Annotated in this window: 15 protein-coding genes; 10 read left to right on the top strand and 5 right to left on the bottom strand. The window is 64.2% G+C overall.

Annotated features, from left to right (window positions below):
- Nucleotides 1–53: 53 nt before the first annotated feature.
- From N2605_RS01235 to N2605_RS01220, 4 genes are all read left to right on the top strand, one after another.
- Nucleotides 54–1,850 (top strand): sensor histidine kinase, encoded by a 1,797-nt coding sequence (locus N2605_RS01235; protein ID WP_225130995.1) that lies wholly within the window; start codon nt 54–56, stop codon nt 1,848–1,850.
- A complete protein-coding gene (locus N2605_RS01230; RefSeq protein WP_260345585.1) occupies nt 1,847–2,371 on the top strand; it encodes an HPr kinase/phosphorylase in 525 nt (174 codons plus the stop codon). Before N2605_RS01235 ends, N2605_RS01230 begins: the two co-directional genes overlap by 4 nt.
- 133 nt (nt 2,372–2,504) lie before the next feature.
- Nucleotides 2,505–2,906: a PTS sugar transporter subunit IIA gene (locus N2605_RS01225; protein ID WP_007597752.1), complete on the top strand. Its 402-nt coding sequence runs from the start codon at nt 2,505–2,507 to the stop codon at nt 2,904–2,906.
- A complete protein-coding gene (locus tag N2605_RS01220) occupies nt 2,903–3,220 on the top strand; it encodes an HPr family phosphocarrier protein (RefSeq protein WP_036014186.1) in 318 nt (105 codons plus the stop codon). The genes N2605_RS01225 and N2605_RS01220 overlap by 4 nt, the downstream gene beginning before the upstream one ends.
- Before the next feature lie 65 nt (nt 3,221–3,285).
- On the opposite strand, the gene N2605_RS01215 is transcribed toward N2605_RS01220, so the two are convergent.
- On the bottom strand, nt 3,286–4,911 hold the full coding sequence (locus N2605_RS01215) for a glycosyltransferase family 39 protein (protein ID WP_260345584.1): 1,626 nt from the start codon (nt 4,909–4,911) through the stop codon (nt 3,286–3,288).
- Between the two features lie 112 nt (nt 4,912–5,023).
- Between N2605_RS01215 and lepA the strand changes: the two genes are divergently transcribed.
- The 3 genes from lepA to N2605_RS01200 all read left to right on the top strand — a co-directional run bounded on the left by lepA (nt 5,024) and on the right by N2605_RS01200 (nt 9,588).
- On the top strand, nt 5,024–6,835 hold the full coding sequence (lepA, locus tag N2605_RS01210) for a translation elongation factor 4 (RefSeq protein ID WP_036014191.1): 1,812 nt from the start codon (nt 5,024–5,026) through the stop codon (nt 6,833–6,835).
- 546 nt (nt 6,836–7,381) lie between these two features.
- Nucleotides 7,382–8,347, top strand: coding sequence for an ABC transporter substrate-binding protein (locus tag N2605_RS01205; protein ID WP_260345583.1), 966 nt, complete (start codon nt 7,382–7,384; stop codon nt 8,345–8,347).
- 251 nt (nt 8,348–8,598) lie between these two features.
- The gene (locus tag N2605_RS01200) at nt 8,599–9,588 is read left to right on the top strand and encodes an ABC transporter substrate-binding protein (RefSeq protein ID WP_260345582.1); all 990 of its coding nucleotides are present in this window, start codon (nt 8,599–8,601) and stop codon (nt 9,586–9,588) included.
- A gap of 105 nt (nt 9,589–9,693) precedes the next feature.
- Here the strand turns inward: N2605_RS01200 and N2605_RS01195 are convergent, their stop codons facing one another.
- Together N2605_RS01195 and N2605_RS01190 are read right to left on the bottom strand one after the other, a co-directional pair.
- Nucleotides 9,694–10,107 (bottom strand): SRPBCC family protein, encoded by a 414-nt coding sequence (locus N2605_RS01195; RefSeq protein ID WP_260345581.1) that lies wholly within the window; start codon nt 10,105–10,107, stop codon nt 9,694–9,696.
- A gap of 266 nt (nt 10,108–10,373) precedes the next feature.
- Nucleotides 10,374–10,991: a TetR/AcrR family transcriptional regulator gene (locus tag N2605_RS01190; RefSeq protein WP_260345579.1), complete on the bottom strand. Its 618-nt coding sequence runs from the start codon at nt 10,989–10,991 to the stop codon at nt 10,374–10,376.
- A 216-nt stretch (nt 10,992–11,207) separates the two neighbouring features.
- Here N2605_RS01190 and N2605_RS01185 point away from each other — a divergent pair, with 216 nt between their 5' ends.
- The 3 genes from N2605_RS01185 (at nt 11,208) to N2605_RS01175 (ending at nt 14,910) form a co-directional block, all read left to right on the top strand.
- Nucleotides 11,208–11,660: a (2Fe-2S)-binding protein gene (locus N2605_RS01185; protein ID WP_260345578.1), complete on the top strand. Its 453-nt coding sequence runs from the start codon at nt 11,208–11,210 to the stop codon at nt 11,658–11,660.
- A gap of 29 nt (nt 11,661–11,689) precedes the next feature.
- The gene (locus N2605_RS01180) at nt 11,690–13,852 is read left to right on the top strand and encodes a xanthine dehydrogenase family protein molybdopterin-binding subunit (protein ID WP_260345576.1); all 2,163 of its coding nucleotides are present in this window, start codon (nt 11,690–11,692) and stop codon (nt 13,850–13,852) included.
- Nucleotides 13,853–13,965: 113 nt separating this feature from the next.
- Entirely contained in the window at nt 13,966–14,910 is a 945-nt protein-coding gene (locus N2605_RS01175; RefSeq protein ID WP_260345575.1) for a Kelch repeat-containing protein, read from the top strand.
- 130 nt (nt 14,911–15,040) lie between these two features.
- On the opposite strand, the gene N2605_RS01170 is transcribed toward N2605_RS01175, so the two are convergent.
- Both N2605_RS01170 and N2605_RS01165 read right to left on the bottom strand, forming a co-directional pair.
- A complete protein-coding gene (locus tag N2605_RS01170; RefSeq protein ID WP_260345574.1) occupies nt 15,041–15,994 on the bottom strand; it encodes a tetratricopeptide repeat protein in 954 nt (317 codons plus the stop codon).
- Between the two features lie 143 nt (nt 15,995–16,137).
- Entirely contained in the window at nt 16,138–17,439 is a 1,302-nt protein-coding gene (locus N2605_RS01165) for a serine hydrolase domain-containing protein (protein WP_260345573.1), read from the bottom strand.
- Between the last annotated feature and the right edge of the window lie 21 nt (nt 17,440–17,460).

Below are 17,460 nucleotides of genomic sequence, written 5' to 3'. Positions count from 1 at the left end.
CGCTCTAGGATGCGGGGACCTTCGCACGGGCCGTCCTAACGCGGGCGTAAGCATTGCTTGACCGAACGCAGCCTGACCCTAACCAGAGCGCCGGGGATATCGCATCCGACGGCGTTCAGGAGCACGTTGCCGACAACAAGCCGCAGGGCTTCCGGCCGCTGAACTGGTTGAAACGCGCCGGGCAGTTCTTCTTCGCGCTGTCCTTCTCGAGCCTGACCCGCCGCATCGTCTCGCTCAACCTCGCCGGCCTCGTCGCACTGGTGGCGAGCATCCTGTACCTGTCGCAATTCCGTGCCGGCCTGATCGATGCGCGCGCCCAGAGCCTCCTGGTCCAGGCCGAGATCATCGCCGGCGCGATCGCGGCCTCCGCGACGGTGCAGACCAACGCCATTACCATCGACCCCGACAGGCTGCTCGACCTCAAGCCGGGCGAGACCTATGGCGGCTCGGATGAGTATTCGCCGCTGGACTTCCCGATCAATCCGGAGCGCGTCGCGCCGGTGCTGCGCACCTTGATCTCGCCGACCAAGACGCGCGCCCGCATCTACGATCCGAACGGCAGCCTGCTGCTCGACAGCCGCAACCTCGAAAACGTGCTGCGCTTTCCGCTGCCGCCGCCGGCCGAGCAACCCGGCATCATCGAGCGCGGCAAGGTCGCGGTGCGCACCTGGCTGAACCGCGGCGACCTGCCGCTCTATCGCGAGCTCGGGCCCGAGAACGGCAACGGCTATGCCGAAGTGGGCGACGCTCTGCAGGGCCAGAAACGCTCGATGGTGCGGGTCAACGCACGCGGCGAGGTGATCGTCTCGGTCGCGGTCCCCGTGCTGCGCTCGCGTGCGATCCACGGCGCCTTGATGCTGTCGACGCAAGGCGACGACATCGACCAGATGGTCACCGCCGAGCGCCTCGCCATCCTGAAGGTCGGCGGCGTCGCCGCCGCCGTCATGATCATGCTGTCACTGCTGCTGGCGAGCACGATCGCAGGTCCGGTGCGCCGGCTCGCCGACAGCGCCGAACGCGTCCGCCGCCGCATCAAGGCCCGCATCGAGATTCCCGATTTCACCCGCCGCCGCGACGAGATCGGCCACCTCTCCGGCGCGCTGCGCGACATGACCAGCGCGCTCTACAGCCGCATCGAGGCGATCGAGATGTTCGCTGCCGACGTTGCCCATGAACTGAAGAACCCGCTGACCTCGCTGCGCTCGGCGGTCGAGACGCTGCCGCTGGCGCGCAACGAGAACAGCCGCGCCCGCCTGCTCGAGGTGATCGAGCACGACGTCAAGCGGCTCGACCGGCTGATCTCCGACATCTCCGACGCCAGCCGCCTCGATGCCGAGCTGCAGCGCCAGGATGCGATCCCGGTCGATTTGCGCCGGCTGCTGACGACGCTGGTGTCCGTCGCCAACGAAACCAAGCTCGGCCACGACGTCGCGGTCGAAACGCGCTTCGAGGGCCGCAGCCCGACCGACACCTTCGCCGTGAGCGGCCACGATTCCCGGCTCGGACAGGTCGTCTCCAACCTGCTCTCCAACGCGCAATCCTTCTCCGAACGCGGCAGCAAGGTGCGCCTCACCTGCCGCCGCGTTCGCTCCGAGATCGAGATCGTGGTCGACGACGACGGCCCCGGCATTCGCGAGGACGCGCTGGAGCGCATCTTCGAGCGCTTCTACACCGACCGCCCGCATCAGGGCTTTGGCCAGAACTCCGGCCTCGGCCTGTCGATCTCCAAGCAGATCGTCGACGCCCATGGCGGACGGATCTGGGCGGAGAACCGCCCTGGCCCGCCGGACGCCGACGGCACTCCGACAATTGCCGGTGCGCGCTTCGTGGTGAGGCTGCCGGCGCTATGAACGAAGGCGGGCCCAGCGTTCACGCCTCTGCCGTCAAGGTCGGGCCTTACGCCGTGCTGATCCGCGGGCCCTCGGGGTCCGGCAAGTCGCGGCTTGCCTTCGATCTGATCATGGCGGGGCGCTCGGGCATCGTGGAAAGGGCCGTTCTGGTCGGTGACGACCGTGTCCATCTGGCGACACTCGGCCACGAAATTGAGGTCCGCCCCGCGCCTCGCCTGGCGGGCCTGATCGAGATCCGGGGCCTCGGAATCCGCCGCTGCGACTTCGTGGAGCATGCGACCGTCGGTCTCGTGGTCGATCTGGCCGCAGTCGACGCGGAGCGCCTGCCGCCGGCTGAAGCCCTGAAAACCAGCATTTTTGGTGTCGAAATACCGCGAATCCCTGTTGCCCGCGACTATTCGCCCCTTCCCCTGGTTGTTGCGGCCTTGACCACTACCAAGAGTTCATCTTCCGTTAACCGATCAGGCGATTGTTTGAAGGGAAATGGTAACCATATGAACCCCACTATCGCGACCGAATAGACCGGCGCAGCTCCCCTCATCCATCCGTCTAGATTCAGGGAGATACGCAACATCCCCTCTTGCGCGGGGGCTCTGGATGGTCAAAGTGGCGCGTTCGTGCGGTGCACCAAAAGCGCCCGCGAGGAGTTTTCCGATGATTGGTCTAGTACTTGTGACCCACGGGCGCCTTGCCGACGAGTTCAAGGCAGCGCTTGAGCATGTCATGGGCCCACAAAAGCAAATCGAAGCGATCACGATCGGCGCCGAAGATGATTCCGATCTCTGCCGAAGCGACATCATCGAGGCGGTCAACCGCGTCGATTCCGGCGACGGCGTTGCGATCCTCACCGACATGTTCGGCGGCACGCCGTCGAACCTGGCAATATCCTGCATGAGCCGGCCCAAGGTCGAAGTGCTCGCGGGCATCAACCTGCCCATGCTGGTCAAGCTTGCCAAGGTGCGCGAGGAGCGACCGCTGCCCGACGCGATCGCGATGGCGCAGGAAGCTGGCCGCAAATACGTCACCATCGCCAGCCGGGTGCTCGCCGGCAAATGAGCGAGGAGGCGCCACAAGCCGCGACCGGCGTGCCCGCGGGCGCGATCTCCAAGGATCTCCTGATCATCAACAAGCGCGGCCTGCACGCCCGCGCCTCGGCGAAATTCGTCCAGGCGGTCGAGCGCTTCGATGCGCAGGTGTGGGTGACACGCGGCGGCGAGACCGTCGGCGGCACCTCGATCATGGGCTTGATGATGCTCGCCGCGGGTCCCGGCACGACGATCACGGTGGCGGCGGCAGGGACCGACGCCGAAGCCGCGCTCGCGGCGATCACGGAGCTCGTTGAAAGCAAGTTCAACGAGGAAGGGGTTTAGGCCCTTCTCTCACCACGCGGCCAGGTGCGCTCCCTCGCCCCGTACTTGCGGGAGAGGTGACGAAATCATTTCCCCGGCGGCGCGAAGTAGATGTTCCAGCTCATCGACGGGCCGGCCTTGCCGTTGGTGAAGCGGCGCGTGGCCATCACGATGCGCTCGGCGTTGGGCGCAACGTCCGCCACCCATTTCTCGAACGCAGGCAAGCGGCCGTCGGTCGGATCGAACACGCCGATGAAGCCATACTTCCTGGCGTCGTCGCGCGAGGTCAGTCCGGAATCCCAGGCCTCCAACGGCAGCAGCGCGGCTGGATGGTCCGGGCTGTAGAACACCAGCGGCTGGATCTGCTCCATCGTGCCGGCAACGACGGCCCAGCGCGAGCCGAAGCGGGTGTGCCAGGCCTGGGTCAATTCGCGTGCGAGCTCCGAGCGCGCGCCATAGATCTGGGCGTTGCCGATATTGGCGGCCATCTCGCGCGCGGCGATCCAGGGCGAAGCGGCGAGCGTCGCGGCGCTGAGCACGAGCCAGATCGCGGCGATGTTGAACAGCGCGGCGCTCTGCACCCGCAGCGTCGGGATCGCGACCAGCGCGAGCGGCACCAGGAAGAACAGCGAGATGCCCCAATCCGTCTTCATGTAGATGCTGAAGGCGAGCGCGCCGAGCGGCGGGCCGACTGCGACGATGACCTGGACGATCCAGACATTCAACGCCTGCGGGACATTGACCCCTGCATTGCCGCCGCGCGCCCAGGCGCGCGTGACGATGCGCAACGGCGCAGCCAGCAGCAATCTGCCCCATGGCGGCACCAGCGCCATGGCCAGCGCCGCGAGCGCCACCGGCAATGCCAGCAGCGCGAAGTTGTGCAGCACATAGCCCGCGACGAGCTGATGCACCTGGGCCTTGTCCTGAAGGCTGTAGGTGTCGCCGGCATAGGTCAGCGGCACGAAATGCGCATCCGCCAGCCAGACGAGGTGCGGGATCATCGCCGCGACCATCGTGGCAATCGCGACCCACGGCGCGGGCGACGACAGGAAGCGCAACCGGTCGGGATGGATCAGCGCGGCGAGGCCGATCGCGCCGATCATGGTCAGCACCCAATATTTGGTCATCAGCGCCAGCGCGCCGGCAAGCCCGAGCAGGATTCCGGATTGCCAGCTCCGCTTCTCGAAGGCGTTGAGATAAGCCAGCACCAGGAGCGGCAGCGTGACGAGCTGCAGCAGGTCCGGGTTGTACTTGAAGCCCTTGAAATTGAAGATCGGGTAGAGCGCGATCATCACCACGACCAGGAACGCGCGGCGCGCATCCACCACGCGCAAGGCGATCAGCCAGCAGATCACCATGCCGACGCTCACCGTCGTCATCGCCAGCGCATAGGTCGCCCAGTCCGCCGCCGGGAGCGCCTTGAACCAGAGGCCGGCCACCCAGCCCGACAACGGCGGGTGCTTGCCATAGCCCCAGAGGAATTTCTGGCCCCAGCCCCAGGCTTCTGCGACGTCCATATGAACGTCCTGCGCCGCCTTAAGATTGATCAGGATGAAGGTCCAGAGCACTGCATGCAGGATGGCAAATTGGATCACCAGCCACAGGCGCGCCTCGGGGCGGACCGCACAGGCAACCAGGAAGGCCCGGAAGCGGTTGTAACTCAAGCGGGTCTTTGCCCGCGCTCCGGCAGTGGGAAGAGAGGTCGTGGACATGGCCGTGCGTAGCGCGTTTTGGCCCGTCATGGAATCAGCTTGGCGTGAACAAAGGCCCTGAAAATACAGCAATATGGTTGCCGCACGGGGATGTGAGTGGTATCCCGCGCCCATGACGACCGTCCCTATTTCCAACATCCGCAATTTCTCCATCGTCGCCCATATCGACCATGGCAAATCGACGCTGGCCGACCGCCTGATCCAGATGACCGGCGGCCTCTCCGACCGCGAGATGGCGGGCAAGGAACAGGTGCTCGATTCCATGGACATCGAGCGCGAGCGCGGCATCACGATCAAGGCGCAGACGGTGCGCCTCGCCTACCGCGCCAAGGACGGCAAGGATTACATCTTCAACCTGATGGACACGCCCGGCCATGTCGACTTCGCCTACGAGGTCTCGCGGTCGCTGGCGGCGTGCGAGGGTTCCCTGCTGGTGGTCGACGCCAGCCAGGGCGTCGAGGCGCAGACGCTCGCCAACGTCTACCAGGCGCTCGACAACAATCACGAGATCGTCCCGGTCCTGAACAAGGTCGACCTGCCCGCGGCCGAGCCCGAGAAGGTCAAGCAGCAGATCGAGGACGTCATCGGCATCGACGCCTCCGACGCAGTGATGATCTCGGCCAAGACCGGTCTCGGCGTGCCCGACGTGCTGGAAGCCATCGTCACCCGCCTGCCGCCGCCGAAGGGCGATCGCGACGCGACCTTGAAGGCGCTCTTGGTCGACAGCTGGTACGACGTCTATCTCGGCGTCGTCGTCTTGGTGCGCATCGTCGACGGCACGATGAAGAAGGGCCAGCGCGTGCGCATGATGGGCACGGGCGCGGCCTACGACGTCGAGCGCGTCGGCTTCTTCACGCCGAAGATGCAGCAGGTCGAGGAGCTCGGCCCCGGCGAGATCGGCTTCATCACCGCCGCGATCAAGGAGGTCGCCGACACCCGCGTCGGTGACACCATCACCGACGACAGGAAGCCGGTCGCCGAGATGCTGCCGGGCTTCAAGCCGGCGATCCCGGTGGTGTTCTGCGGCCTGTTCCCGGTCGACGCCGACGACTTCGAGACGCTGCGCGCCGCGATGGGCAAGCTGCGCCTCAACGACGCCAGCTTCTCCTTCGAGATGGAGACGTCGGCCGCGCTCGGCTTCGGCTTCCGCTGCGGCTTCCTCGGGCTGCTGCACCTCGAGATCATCCAGGAGCGGCTGTCGCGCGAATTCGATCTCAACCTGATCGCGACCGCGCCGAGCGTCATCTACAAGATGAAGCTCACCGACGGCCAGGAGATCGAGATCCACAATCCCGTCGACATGCCCGACGTGGTCAAGATCGCCGAGATCGACGAGCCCTGGATCGAGGCGACGATCCTCACGCCCGACGAATATCTCGGCAGCGTCTTGAAGCTGTGCCAGGACCGCCGCGGCGCGCAGAAGGAGCTCACTTACGTCGGCTCCCGCGCCATGGTGAAGTACGACCTGCCGCTCAACGAGGTCGTGTTCGACTTCTACGACCGCCTCAAATCGGTCTCCAAGGGCTACGCCTCGTTCGACTATCACCTCACCGACTACAAGCCGGCCGATCTCGTCAAGATGCAGATCCTGGTCAATGCCGAGCCGGTCGATGCGCTCTCGATGCTGGTCCACCGTACCCGCGCGGAGGGGCGCGGCCGTGCCATGGTCGAGAAGATGAAGGAGCTGATCCCGCCGCATATGTTCCAGATCCCGATCCAGGCGGCGATCGGCGGCAAGGTGATCGCCCGCGAGACGGTGCGCGCGCTGCGCAAGGACGTCACCGCGAAATGCTACGGCGGCGACATCACGCGTAAGCGCAAGCTTCTGGAGAAGCAGAAGGAAGGCAAGAAGAAGATGCGGCAGTTCGGCAAGGTCGACATCCCGCAGGAAGCTTTCATTGCCGCGCTGAAGGTGGATAGCTGAGGCGACGGCAGCGCCTGTCCCACGGGTATCTCAGTTGCAATCACGCTCGGGCTCATCCCGCCTGCGTGGCCGAAGCCGCTTCGGCAAGGCGAAGACCCGGGTATTTGCGCTCTTGAGGCCGCCACGAACCGGCCTGACGACGAAAGCGTCGGAACAACCCCATGCACAGTAGCCATGGCCTTGCTTGCATTGGTTATTTTTGATTTACCGAAATTTGCTTGACCGCCGGGCAAAACAGTGGCATGATGCCACCATCGGAGCCCTCGGGAATCGCCGGCATTTGGTAGCCACGAAACGCTTCTAAAGCTGATCGTGGGCCTTGAAGCGTCGACGTATCGTCCCATTCGACCCGAACTTCAGGTTCAGTAGGCCGTAGGATGGGTAGAGCTCTTGCGAAACCCATCGCCCTGTCGTCAGCTGCCAGGCCTCTGATCCAGGCGCGCAATGGCTTGCTCGGTATCTAACCCGTGATCCACGTGGGATGGCTTAGGAGCATTTGAAGCGTGCTATAGTCGACCATCGCACGACAGCTTCGAGCGAGGTCAGATGAGACGGCGGGCATTCATCGGGCTGATGACGGGAGCAATCGGCGGATCGCTCATCGCACGCGCCCAGCAGTCTTCCACACCGCGCGTCGTCTATCTGGGACCGGTCGAAATCCCCGCGCAGATGGCGGCAACCAAAAGGCTGCTTGCTGAGCTTGGTTACGTCGAGGGACGGATTCGACTCGAATTTCGTGATGCGGCCGGAGATCCCGACCGGCTGCCGGCACTCGCGCAGGAGATCGCGCGGGACGGTCGGGTCGACGTGATCATCGCCATCAGCACACCTGCCGCTCTCGCCGCTTACAAGGCAACCCGAACCATTCCGATCGTGACCCTTGCCGCGGTTGACCCAGTCGCGTCCGGATTGGCCGACAGCCTCGCCCGTCCCGGTGGCAACGTGACCGGCATCGCGATTTTTTCGGAGGAAACTACTGAAAAGCGGGTCGAGCTCCTGCGGGAGATCCTGCCCCAGGCCGTTCGCCTCGGAACTGTCACGACAAAGGTGTCGCGCGGTGCACAGAGTCTCACGCCTGTTCTGGAGGCCGGCCGCAAGCTGGGCTTTGAGGTTGAAGCGATCAACATCGATGATCCCGCCAGCATCGGGACAATCCTGAGCCCGGACAACCTCGCCCGCTTCGACGGTCTTGTTTTCGTTCCGGACGTCGTGCTCAGCGCCCACCTGGCCGAAGTCGTCAGGCTGGTGAATCTGAGCAAGAGGCCTGCGATCTTTGCTTCACCAGACTGGGTCGCGAACGGCGCTTTCATGTCGTTCGGCCCCGACTTTGCAGACGCAGGGCGTCGCTTGATTGCGCAGGTCGATCGCATTCTGCGGGGCGCAAAGCCGGGCGACCTGCCCTTCGAACGACCCACCAAGTTCGACCTCAGGATCAATCTCCGCATCGCCAAGGCCCTGGGTCTCGACTTGCCTGCAACCGTCGTCGCCCGCGCCGACGAAGTGATCGAATAGTCCCAAGTAGCCCGTAGGATGGGTTGAGCTCTTGCGAAACCATCACCCTGCCGGACGGATGGAGTATCTCTGCTTCTGGTTAGAGTCGATCGGGGGAATGAGTTTGATGGGTTTCGCTTCGCTCTACCCATCCTACGAGCTGCAATAGCGTCAAGGGCGTCACGGAACAATTGCGGGGCGTTGGGCAAGTGGTTGTTGGCTCGGGTCGGCGCTCGCGTTATCGTGGTTGAGCCTCAATGAGAGGAAGTGTCATGCAGCGACGCGAATTTCTCGCACTGATCGGGGCCGCGGCGGCCTGGTCACCGCTTGCTCGCGCGCAACAGCCGAAGAAAGTGCCCCATATCGGCTTCCTGACCACCGGCTCGATCGAGCAAACCCGAGCCTCGATGGCCGCCTTTCATCAAGGACTACGCGAACACGGTTATATCGACGGAGAGAATATCGTCGTAGAGCTTCGAGCAGCCGATTCAAAGGTCGAACAACTCCCGGCCTTGGCGGGTGACCTCGTCCATCTCAATCCTGCTCTTATCGTTGCACAGAATTCGCTGGCTGCGCGGGCAGTACAGCAGGCTACCAAATCGATTCCTGTCGTTGTGCCAGTCATGGGCGACCCGATCGAAGACGGACTCGTCGCCAGCATCGCCCGACCAGGAGGCAACATCACCGGACTAACCTTCATCGGCCCGCAGCTTGTTCCCAAGCGGCTTGCGCAATTGAAGGAAGCATTGCCCATGGCGTCTCGGATAGCAGCAATCTGGCACCCGGCTGCATACGGCAAGACGACAACTCAAGGCATGATCAGCGGTGCGGAGTCCGCATCAAAAACCGTGGGCGTTCATTTGCAGCTCATTGCCGTCCAAGATCCTGACGGGCTGCGCGAGGCGTTTTCGGCGCTTGCGGGCGCGCGTGCCGATGCAGTCTTCCTGTTTCCCAGCCCGATGTTCTTCATTGCACGCAAGCGTATCGTCGACCTCGCTGCAGAACATCGGCTGCCGCTATTTGCCATTGGCAAGGAGTTTGTTCAGCTTGGTGCGCTCCTGTCCTACGGAGCGGATATCATCGACTTGAACCGGCTATGCGCTGATTACGTCGACAAAATCCTCAAGGGCGCCAAGCCCGGGGATCTGCCAGTCGAGCAACCAACCAAGTATGAACTATTCATCAATCTCAAGACTGCAAAGACACTCGGGATCGAAGTTCCTGCTGCATTGCTGGCCCACGCGGACGGGGTGATAGAATGATTGACTGAGGCAAGTCGATGCATTCGATGGCTTCGTAGGGTGGGCAAAGCGAAGCGTGCCCACCTTACGAAAGCTGTGCTCGCCCTCGCTCCTCGCGGCAAACCCTCACGACACCTTCTTCGCCTCGACGTACCGTGCGAAATTTTCGAGGATCGCCTGCCAGCCGCCTTGCTGCTGCTCGACCGAGTGCGTGGTTTCGGCATCGAAGACGACACGGACGACAACGCCGTTCGGGCCGGGTACGAACTCGACCTCGGCCTTCCGATCGCCGAACGCGTATTCGATCCGCTTGTGCTCGACGATCTTGGTGTAGGTGCCGGCGAAGTCGAAGCCCATGCTGCCGTCCTTGGCTTCCATGCGCGAGGAGAAGGCGCCGCCGTCCCGCAGGTCGACCGTGGCCCTGGTCGTATGCCAATCGTCGGACGCGGCATTCCACTTCACGATGTCGGCCGGCGTCGTATAGGCACGCCAGACCTGATCGATCGGGGCGGCTACGGTGGTTTCGACGGTGATCCTCATGGGCATTGCTCCAGTTGCGACTTTGACGCTCGAATTGACGGAATCACGTCACGTGTGCCGGGTCCATTTCCAGCACGTCCAGGACGTGTCGACCCGAGGACGATCGAGACCGACCCATGCCGACATGGTCCGGTCGTCAATGTGCCAAAAAAGTTGGAAAAGTTGTGGTGTGGGCAGAGGGAATGTGCGCAGCCGCGGTCAAGCCCGAGATCGCCCATGGACGCACGGGGTACGTCTTTTCCCTGGCCTGTCCATGGCAACGGCCACTAGCCATCGCGCTTGATGCTCCGCCTTCGCCGTGGATGGTGTCGTCCACTCTCGTGCTCAACTACGACCATCTGAAGCTCGGCGAATGAGTTTTGGACGTGGTGCGCGAAGTTGCGCTCTGCCTCGTCGCTGCTCCACCGTTCAAGCGCCACGCTCCAGATCGCGACGGCAACTTCGGAGACCATGCGTGCTGAGGGCGCCGACACTCCGCGCTCCCGCAATGCCGTCTCGATGGCGGACGCGAGCGCCCGCAGCTTCATCATTTCGCGCTCTTGAAAGTCGGTATGAGACGAGACAAAGGCCTGGCGTAGCTTGACCTTCGCCCGATGCCCATCGATGAAAGCGCCGATGGTTTCGAACGCACGAGTCACCGTTGTCAGTGGATGTGCGTTGCGGGGGGCGCTCGCGATGGCGTTGACGATCTTGTCCCGATGCTCGTTCGCGCGCCAGAAGAACACCTCGCGCTTGTCGGTAAAGTATCGATAGAAAGTGCGCTCCGTCAGCCCGGCACGCGCGGCGATCTCGGGGACCGTCGTGCCGACGTAGCCGCGTTCCTGAAAAAGCGCCACCGCTGCTTTTTCGAAGCGCTCGCGCGCGTTTGCTGCCTTCTGAACCATTGGGTCCTCATTTTGGCATTGTCAGTCCCTGACAATGCTGCTAGAACATTGTCAGGGACTGACAATGACGACTAATCGTTATCAGGCTCGAACATCAAGCGAATTGCGGGGTGCGCGACAAGCCGAACCTTTGCGACGGCGCGATGCCCGAGCCTGAATATCCTCGCATGTGACTGTCGCATCACTGTCCAACGCAAACACGAATGGAATTCACGAATGATCCGATTCACGTTGAACGGTCGTGAGACGACCGTGGACCTCGACGAGGCCACGCCGGTCCTCTGGGTGCTCCGCGACACGCTCGGCCTAACTGGCACGAAGTTCGGCTGCGGCGTCGCGCAGTGCGGCGCCTGCATGATCCATCTCGACGGTAAGCCGACACACGCCTGCGTGCTGCCCCTGTCCGAAGTGGCGGGCAGGCGCGTCGTCACGATCGAAGGCTTGTCGCAAAGCGGATTGCATCCGGTGCAGCAGGCGTGGGCCGACGTCGATGTGCCTCAATGCGGGTATTGCCAGAGCGGCCAGATCATGAGCGCGGCCGCGCTCATTGCCGCCTCGCCGAAGCCGACAGATGCAGAGATCGACGCCGCGATGAGCGGAAACATTTGCCGATGCGGAACATACCCACGCATTCGCGAGGCCATTCATCGCGCGGCGGGCTCCCGCTGACACAGCCCTTGTCCCCAGGAGGTTCTTTGATGACGCTCCAGTCGTCCCGCCGCGCATTTCTTGCCGCAAGCTCGGCAGCAGCCGCCGCGCTCTTGATTCGCATTCCCTTCGACGCGTTCGGGCAGTCTAGCCCAACGCCGCCGCCGGCGCGGACGCCGGCCTCCTTCCTACGTATCGGCACCGATGGTCGCATCACGCTGCTTCTGCCGACCTGCGAGATGGGTCAGGGCACGCATACGGGGCAGGCGCAGATCCTCGCCGAGGAGCTCGGCGCGGACTGGTCGTCGATCGAGATCGACATGCCGAAACAGCCGCATTCCGATTATCGGCTCCCATTCGGGCAAATGCGCTCGGTCGGCTCGTTTGGCATCCGCTTCTGGCATGATCCGATGCGCCGTGCCGCGGCACAGGCTCGCGAGATGCTGACAGAGGCGGCTGCGCGTCGCCTGGGCGTGGAGACCGCGAGCCTGACCGTCCGCGACGGATTCGTCATCCACGCAACGACCGAGCGACGCCTCGGCTTCGGTGAGCTGGCAACTGCAGCGATGGCGTTGCCCGTTCCGCCGAATCCGACGCTGCGCCCTGCAGCCGAACGCACGCTGACGGGCCGGACCGTTCAGCGGCGTGACACGCCGGCGAAGATCACCGGCAAGGCCGTCTTCGCCATCGACGTCAAGCGGCCCGGAATGCTGCACGGAGCAGTCCGGCTCGCGCCGGTCCACTCCGCGCAAGTGGCGCGCGTGAACGAGGCGAGCGTGCGGGGACTGCCGGGCGTCGTCGCCGTCGCGCGCGTTCCCAATGGCGCGGTGGTCATCGCAGACACCTGGTGGCAGGCCAAGCAGGCCGCAGACAAGTTGGACATCCAGTTCACGGCCACGGCGGCGGACACGCTCTCGAGCGCAGAAATCGACCGCCGCCTGCGGGCGGCGCTGGACCGGACCGATGTCCCGGTCTCCCTCGCACGCGGCGATGTCGAACGGGCTTTCGCCGGACGAGGGCGCGTGGTCGAGGCGGAGTATGCGGTGCCGATGCTCACTCACGTCTGCATGGAACCGATCACCTGCACGGCAGAGGCTGCAGCCAGCCGCACTGAGCTGTGGATCGGCACACAGGGTCATGACACGGTGCGGATGGTGCTGGAGCGCACGCTTCAAATCCCGGCCGAACAGCTCTTTATCAACACAACCTTCCTGGGCGGCGGATTCGGACGCAGGACGCACGGGGAGATCGCGGTCCACGCCGTGGCCGCAAGCCGCGCCGTGGGTGGCCGGCCCGTGAAGGTCGCTTGGGCACGCGAGGACGACATTCAGCAGGGGCAGTATCGCCAGGCCATGATGGCGCGCTTTCGTGCCATGCTCGGCGAAGACGGGCGTATTGCCGCGCTCCGCATGCGGATCGCTGGGCCGCAGATGGGCCGTGCCTATGGCGTCAATCCGGATGCGGTCGCACGCGCGCGAGGATTCGTCGCGAATGTCGATCCGTTCTCATTGAGCGGTCTGATCGACATGCACTATGGCATCCCCCATGTAACGCTCGATCATGCGGTGGTCGACCTGCCGATCCTATTCTGCCCCTGGCGCTCCATCGCCAACTCCTTCACCGGGTTCTTCCTCGAGAGCTTCGTCGACGAGTGCGCCGCGGCCATGGGACAGGATCCCCTGGCGTTCCGCCGCGCCCATCTCCCCGACAAGCCGCGGATGCTTGCCGTGCTCGATCGCGTCGCGGAAATGGCGGAATGGCAGCGGCCTGCGCGGCCGGGGATCACGCGCGGCCTCGCCGTCGTGGAGAGCTATGATAGCTACGTGGCCGAGGTGGTTGAGATCAGCCTGGCCGCTGGCCGGCCGAAGGTCGAGCGCGTTCACGTCGCAGTAGACTGCGGCCGCGCCATCAATCCGGGGCAGGTGCAGACGCAGATGCAGGGGGCGGTCATCGAAGCGCTTGGCGCGGCGTTGCGCGTCAAGATCACGGTTGCAGACGGGCGCACCGAACAGTCGAACTTCCACGACTATCCGATCCTGCGCATCGGCGAGGTGCCGCGCATTGACGTGTCCATTGTCGATACCGGTTCTCCGCTCGGCGGCGTCGGCGAACCTGGCGTTCCTCCGCTCGCGGCGGCCTTGATGAACGCTCTGCATGCTGCGGCCGGCCGACGAATCCGCAGCACTCCGCTCGCCGACCACGGACTGGCCTAGGTCCTCTGCGTACGGTTCGAGAGGGCTCTTTCCCGTGCTCGACCACGGGAGCCGCCATGCTTTGCTCCGCCGGGTCACATGCAGAAGATCCCGCATCGAAAGAGAGAACTTCCATGTTGAGGTCGTCATTGAGAATGCTGGCGGTCTTCGCCGCCGCGGCCATGACCACCGCGAATGCGCAAAGCGGAGCCTGGTCGAGCAAGGCGCCGATGCCTGCCCCCGTCTATGAAGTGGCGTTGGCGGCGGTCGGAGACAAGGTCCACGTGATCGGCGGCAGCGTCCTTGGCGTCGCCGGGCCCTATCACCTAGAATACGACATTGCCAAGGACACCTGGCGTGCCCGCGCGTTCCTGCCCAAGGGCCTCGACCACGTCGGCGTCACCATGCTCAACGGCAAGATCTATACGGTCGGCGGGTTCGTCGCGACGCTGCATCGCGACGGTCAGAACGCGGCTTACGAATACGATCCGGCGAGCGACACCTGGCGCATCCTGCCGCTGATGAAGGCTGGCCGCGGCTCAGTCGGCGTGGCGGCGCTCGGCGGCAAGATTCACGCGGTGGGCGGCCGCAATGCGGATGGAAACGTCGTGACGACGCACGAGGTATTCGATCCCACGACCAACGTTTGGAAGGAGCTCGCGCCGCTGCCGCACGCGCGTGACCACACCGCGACCGTCGCGATCGACGGAAAGCTGCACGTCATCGGCGGCCGCACTGGAGCATCGACCGAGAAGACCGACCTGCACGACATCTACGATCCTGCCACCGACACCTGGACATCGGGACCGCCGCTGCCGACCCCCCGCTCCGGTCTTGCCGCCACCGTCTACAAAGACATGATCCTGGTGATTGGCGGCGAGCTGCCACCGAACACGTTCGCGCAGAACGAGGCTTACGATCCCAAGACCAGGAGTTGGCGGGCGCTGGCGCCGATGCCAGAGGGACGTCACGGCACCGGTGCGGCGGTGAGCGGCAACAACGTCTACGTGGCGGGTGGTTCGCTCAAGCCGGGCAATCGCGGTCTCACCAACGAGCTGATCGTCTTTACCTTCCCATAGGGGTGAAGACGCGCGGCAAACATCGTCCAACTCATCTTGTATCGTTTTCTGACCGGAATTGGCTTGGGCGACGCGATGCCAAACATCATCGCGTTCATTCACCTGTCCCGCTTGCGGGAGAGGTCGGTCTTCAGATCGGCCTTGTCTTGCCCCGAATGGCCGCCGACCGTTTCAGGACCTGCTGGGCATCGGCATAGCGGCCTTGATACTTGTAGAGACCGGCGAGGTTTTCCAGAACGCCGGCGAGATCCGGATGGTCGGGGCCGAGGGTTTTCTCGAAAGTGGCCGCCGACCGCTTGAACAGCCGCTCGGCCTCCGCGTTACGGCCCTGACGCCCATAGAGCGCCGCCAGATTGTTCTGTGCCTGCGCGATGTCGGGATGATCCGGGCCGAACGCCTTCTCGGTCACCGCCATCGACCGCTTCAGCAGCCGCTCGGCATCGGCATAGCGATTGCGATTGATATAGGCGTCGGCCAAATTGTTCATCAGCACCGTGGCTTCGGGATCGTCGGGACCGAGCGCCTTCTGCAGCACCGCGAGGCCGCGCTTGAACAGCGGTATGGCCTGATCGTACCGGCCCTGATGGCTGTAAACGGCGCCGAGGTTGCTCAACGCCATCACGATCGATGGATCACCGCTTTTCTCGTGAATGGCAATCGACCGCTTGAGCACCGGCTCCGCTTCGGCGTAACGCTCTTCCGCGCGATAGAGGTCGCCGAGATTGTTCAGCACCATCGCGACTTCGGCATGATTCGGACCGAGTGTCTTCTCGTCAATGGCCAGCGCGCGCTTGTACAGCGGTTCGGCGACGGCATATTGGCCGAGATTGTAATGGATCGTGCCGAGGTCGTTCAGCGGCGTCGCGACGTGCGCATCATCAGGGCCATATTCCTTCTCGCGAAGGGCCAGCGACTTCTGGGCCAGAGGCAGTGCTTCCATGTACTTCCCGGCCCGATAAAGCTGCTTCATCTGCCGGGCCAGCGTGCCCGCCTCGTCCTCTTCGGCATGGGACGGCACGCCGAACGACAGGCTCAAGGCGAGCGCTGTGACTGCGACGCAAATCGATGCTGTCAAGGTCCTCATCGCGCCTTCCCTCGTCGCGGCTATTGGGACTTACGCGCCATTGGTGCTCCCGGAAGCCGGACAGGTTCAATGCAACCGCGGCTTTCCGACGCGACCGACCGCGCCAGCGCGGCTGTATGCCATTGGCAGGCATCAGCAATTGATCATTGCCCGAGCTGCTGCAGCACAGCAGACCACAACGCGAGCGGCTCCCTGAAGGCTCCGGGTTCGTTCGGCTTCTGGCGAACGGCCGTGTGCACCATGACGAGCTTGGAGGCGGGATCGACCAGGATGAGCTGACCGCGAATGCCGATGAGGGCAAATCGGCGCTGCTCGCCGGGGAGGAGCCACACCTGATAGCCGTAGCCGAAATAGCGCGTGGCCACGCGCGGAGCGAGATGACCCTCCTCTGGCCTGACGGTCGTGGCATCCAGCAGCCACTGCCGGGGGATCAGCTGCCGGCCTTCCCAGGCGCCGTCATGGGCGAGCAACCGGGCCAAGCGCGCATAATCGCGCAAGGTCGCGTTGAAGCAGCAATAGGCGATCTCCTGCCCGCTGCCGTCGATCACCCAGGAGGCGTCCGCCTCGGTGCCGATGGGGTCCCAGATCCGGTCGCGGAGATAGTCGGCGACCGGCGTGCCCGTGGCGGCGCGCAGGACCAAGCCGAGTATCTCCGTTTCAACGCTGGCATAGTGGAATTTGGTGCCTGGCGGCGCGGTCCGCGTGTTGAACTGCGCGACGATGGCGGCGGGATCTTTCGGCGGGCCGGCGAACAAGGCCCGCCCAAGCCGGGCGATGTCGTCGTTCCCGTCATAGACTTCCGAGAATTCGACGCCCGACGACATGTTCAACAAGGCGCGGATGGACGTGTTGCCATATTCCGTGCCTGCAAGGCCGTCGACATAGGTCGCGACGAGGTCGTCGATCGACTTGATCCGTCCCTCCGAGACCGCGATCCCGACCAGCATGGCTACCAGAGTCTTGGCCATGGACATCGAAACAAAGCGGTGGTGGTCGGTCCGTGCATATTGATAGTGCTCGTACAGGATGGTGTCGTCCCTGGCGATCAGGAGGCCCGTCGCCGGGTTGCGCTTGAGGTAGTCCGCAATGCCGAGCTTTTCGGTGCCAAGACTGTAGGTGACCTGTGGCTCCGGCGCGCGCTTGAATTGCCAGAGCGTCGTCGCGCGAGCGACCCGGCGCGAGGGATAGATCTCGCCGAAATGGCTGTAGCTGCCGACGAGCTTGTCGAGCGGGGGAGCGGCGCCGCGCGTGCCGACCGGATAGCCTTCAGCCGCGCCGTAGAGCTCGGCATCGGGACCGCTATCCGAAAAGACCGGCCCCGGCGCGGCGGGAGCGCTTCGGACGTCCTGCGCGCACGCCAGGGGCGACCAGATCGCGGAAGCAAAAATGACGGGCAGGAAAAGCCGGCGGCACCCGCGCGGCCTAAACGACGCTCCCCAGTTCATTGCACTTGCCTCCCCGCACGT

This window comes from Bradyrhizobium yuanmingense (assembly GCF_025200905.1).
Classification (GTDB): Bacteria; Pseudomonadota; Alphaproteobacteria; order Rhizobiales; family Xanthobacteraceae; genus Bradyrhizobium; species Bradyrhizobium yuanmingense.
The sequence above is the reverse complement of the archived record's forward strand: the minus strand, read 5'-3'. Positions and strand labels throughout refer to the sequence as shown.

Excerpts from the sequence above, each read along its gene's own strand:
- N2605_RS01200 (WP_260345582.1), top strand. The coding sequence starts at position 8,599 with ATGCAGCGACGCGAATTTCTCGCACTGATCGGGGCCGCGGCGGCCTGG.
- N2605_RS01215 (WP_260345584.1), bottom strand. The coding sequence starts at position 4,911 with ATGTCCACGACCTCTCTTCCCACTGCCGGAGCGCGGGCAAAGACCCGC.
- lepA (WP_036014191.1), top strand. The coding sequence starts at position 5,024 with ATGACGACCGTCCCTATTTCCAACATCCGCAATTTCTCCATCGTCGCC.
- N2605_RS01175 (WP_260345575.1), top strand. The coding sequence starts at position 13,966 with ATGTTGAGGTCGTCATTGAGAATGCTGGCGGTCTTCGCCGCCGCGGCC.
- N2605_RS01195 (WP_260345581.1), bottom strand. The coding sequence starts at position 10,107 with ATGAGGATCACCGTCGAAACCACCGTAGCCGCCCCGATCGATCAGGTC.
- N2605_RS01225 (WP_007597752.1), top strand. The coding sequence starts at position 2,505 with ATGATTGGTCTAGTACTTGTGACCCACGGGCGCCTTGCCGACGAGTTC.
- N2605_RS01165 (WP_260345573.1), bottom strand. The coding sequence starts at position 17,439 with ATGAACTGGGGAGCGTCGTTTAGGCCGCGCGGGTGCCGCCGGCTTTTC.
- N2605_RS01180 (WP_260345576.1), top strand. The coding sequence starts at position 11,690 with ATGACGCTCCAGTCGTCCCGCCGCGCATTTCTTGCCGCAAGCTCGGCA.
- N2605_RS01170 (WP_260345574.1), bottom strand. The coding sequence starts at position 15,994 with ATGAGGACCTTGACAGCATCGATTTGCGTCGCAGTCACAGCGCTCGCC.
- N2605_RS01185 (WP_260345578.1), top strand. The coding sequence starts at position 11,208 with ATGATCCGATTCACGTTGAACGGTCGTGAGACGACCGTGGACCTCGAC.
- N2605_RS01220 (WP_036014186.1), top strand. The coding sequence starts at position 2,903 with ATGAGCGAGGAGGCGCCACAAGCCGCGACCGGCGTGCCCGCGGGCGCG.
- N2605_RS01205 (WP_260345583.1), top strand. The coding sequence starts at position 7,382 with ATGAGACGGCGGGCATTCATCGGGCTGATGACGGGAGCAATCGGCGGA.
- N2605_RS01230 (WP_260345585.1), top strand. The coding sequence starts at position 1,847 with ATGAACGAAGGCGGGCCCAGCGTTCACGCCTCTGCCGTCAAGGTCGGG.
- N2605_RS01190 (WP_260345579.1), bottom strand. The coding sequence starts at position 10,991 with ATGGTTCAGAAGGCAGCAAACGCGCGCGAGCGCTTCGAAAAAGCAGCG.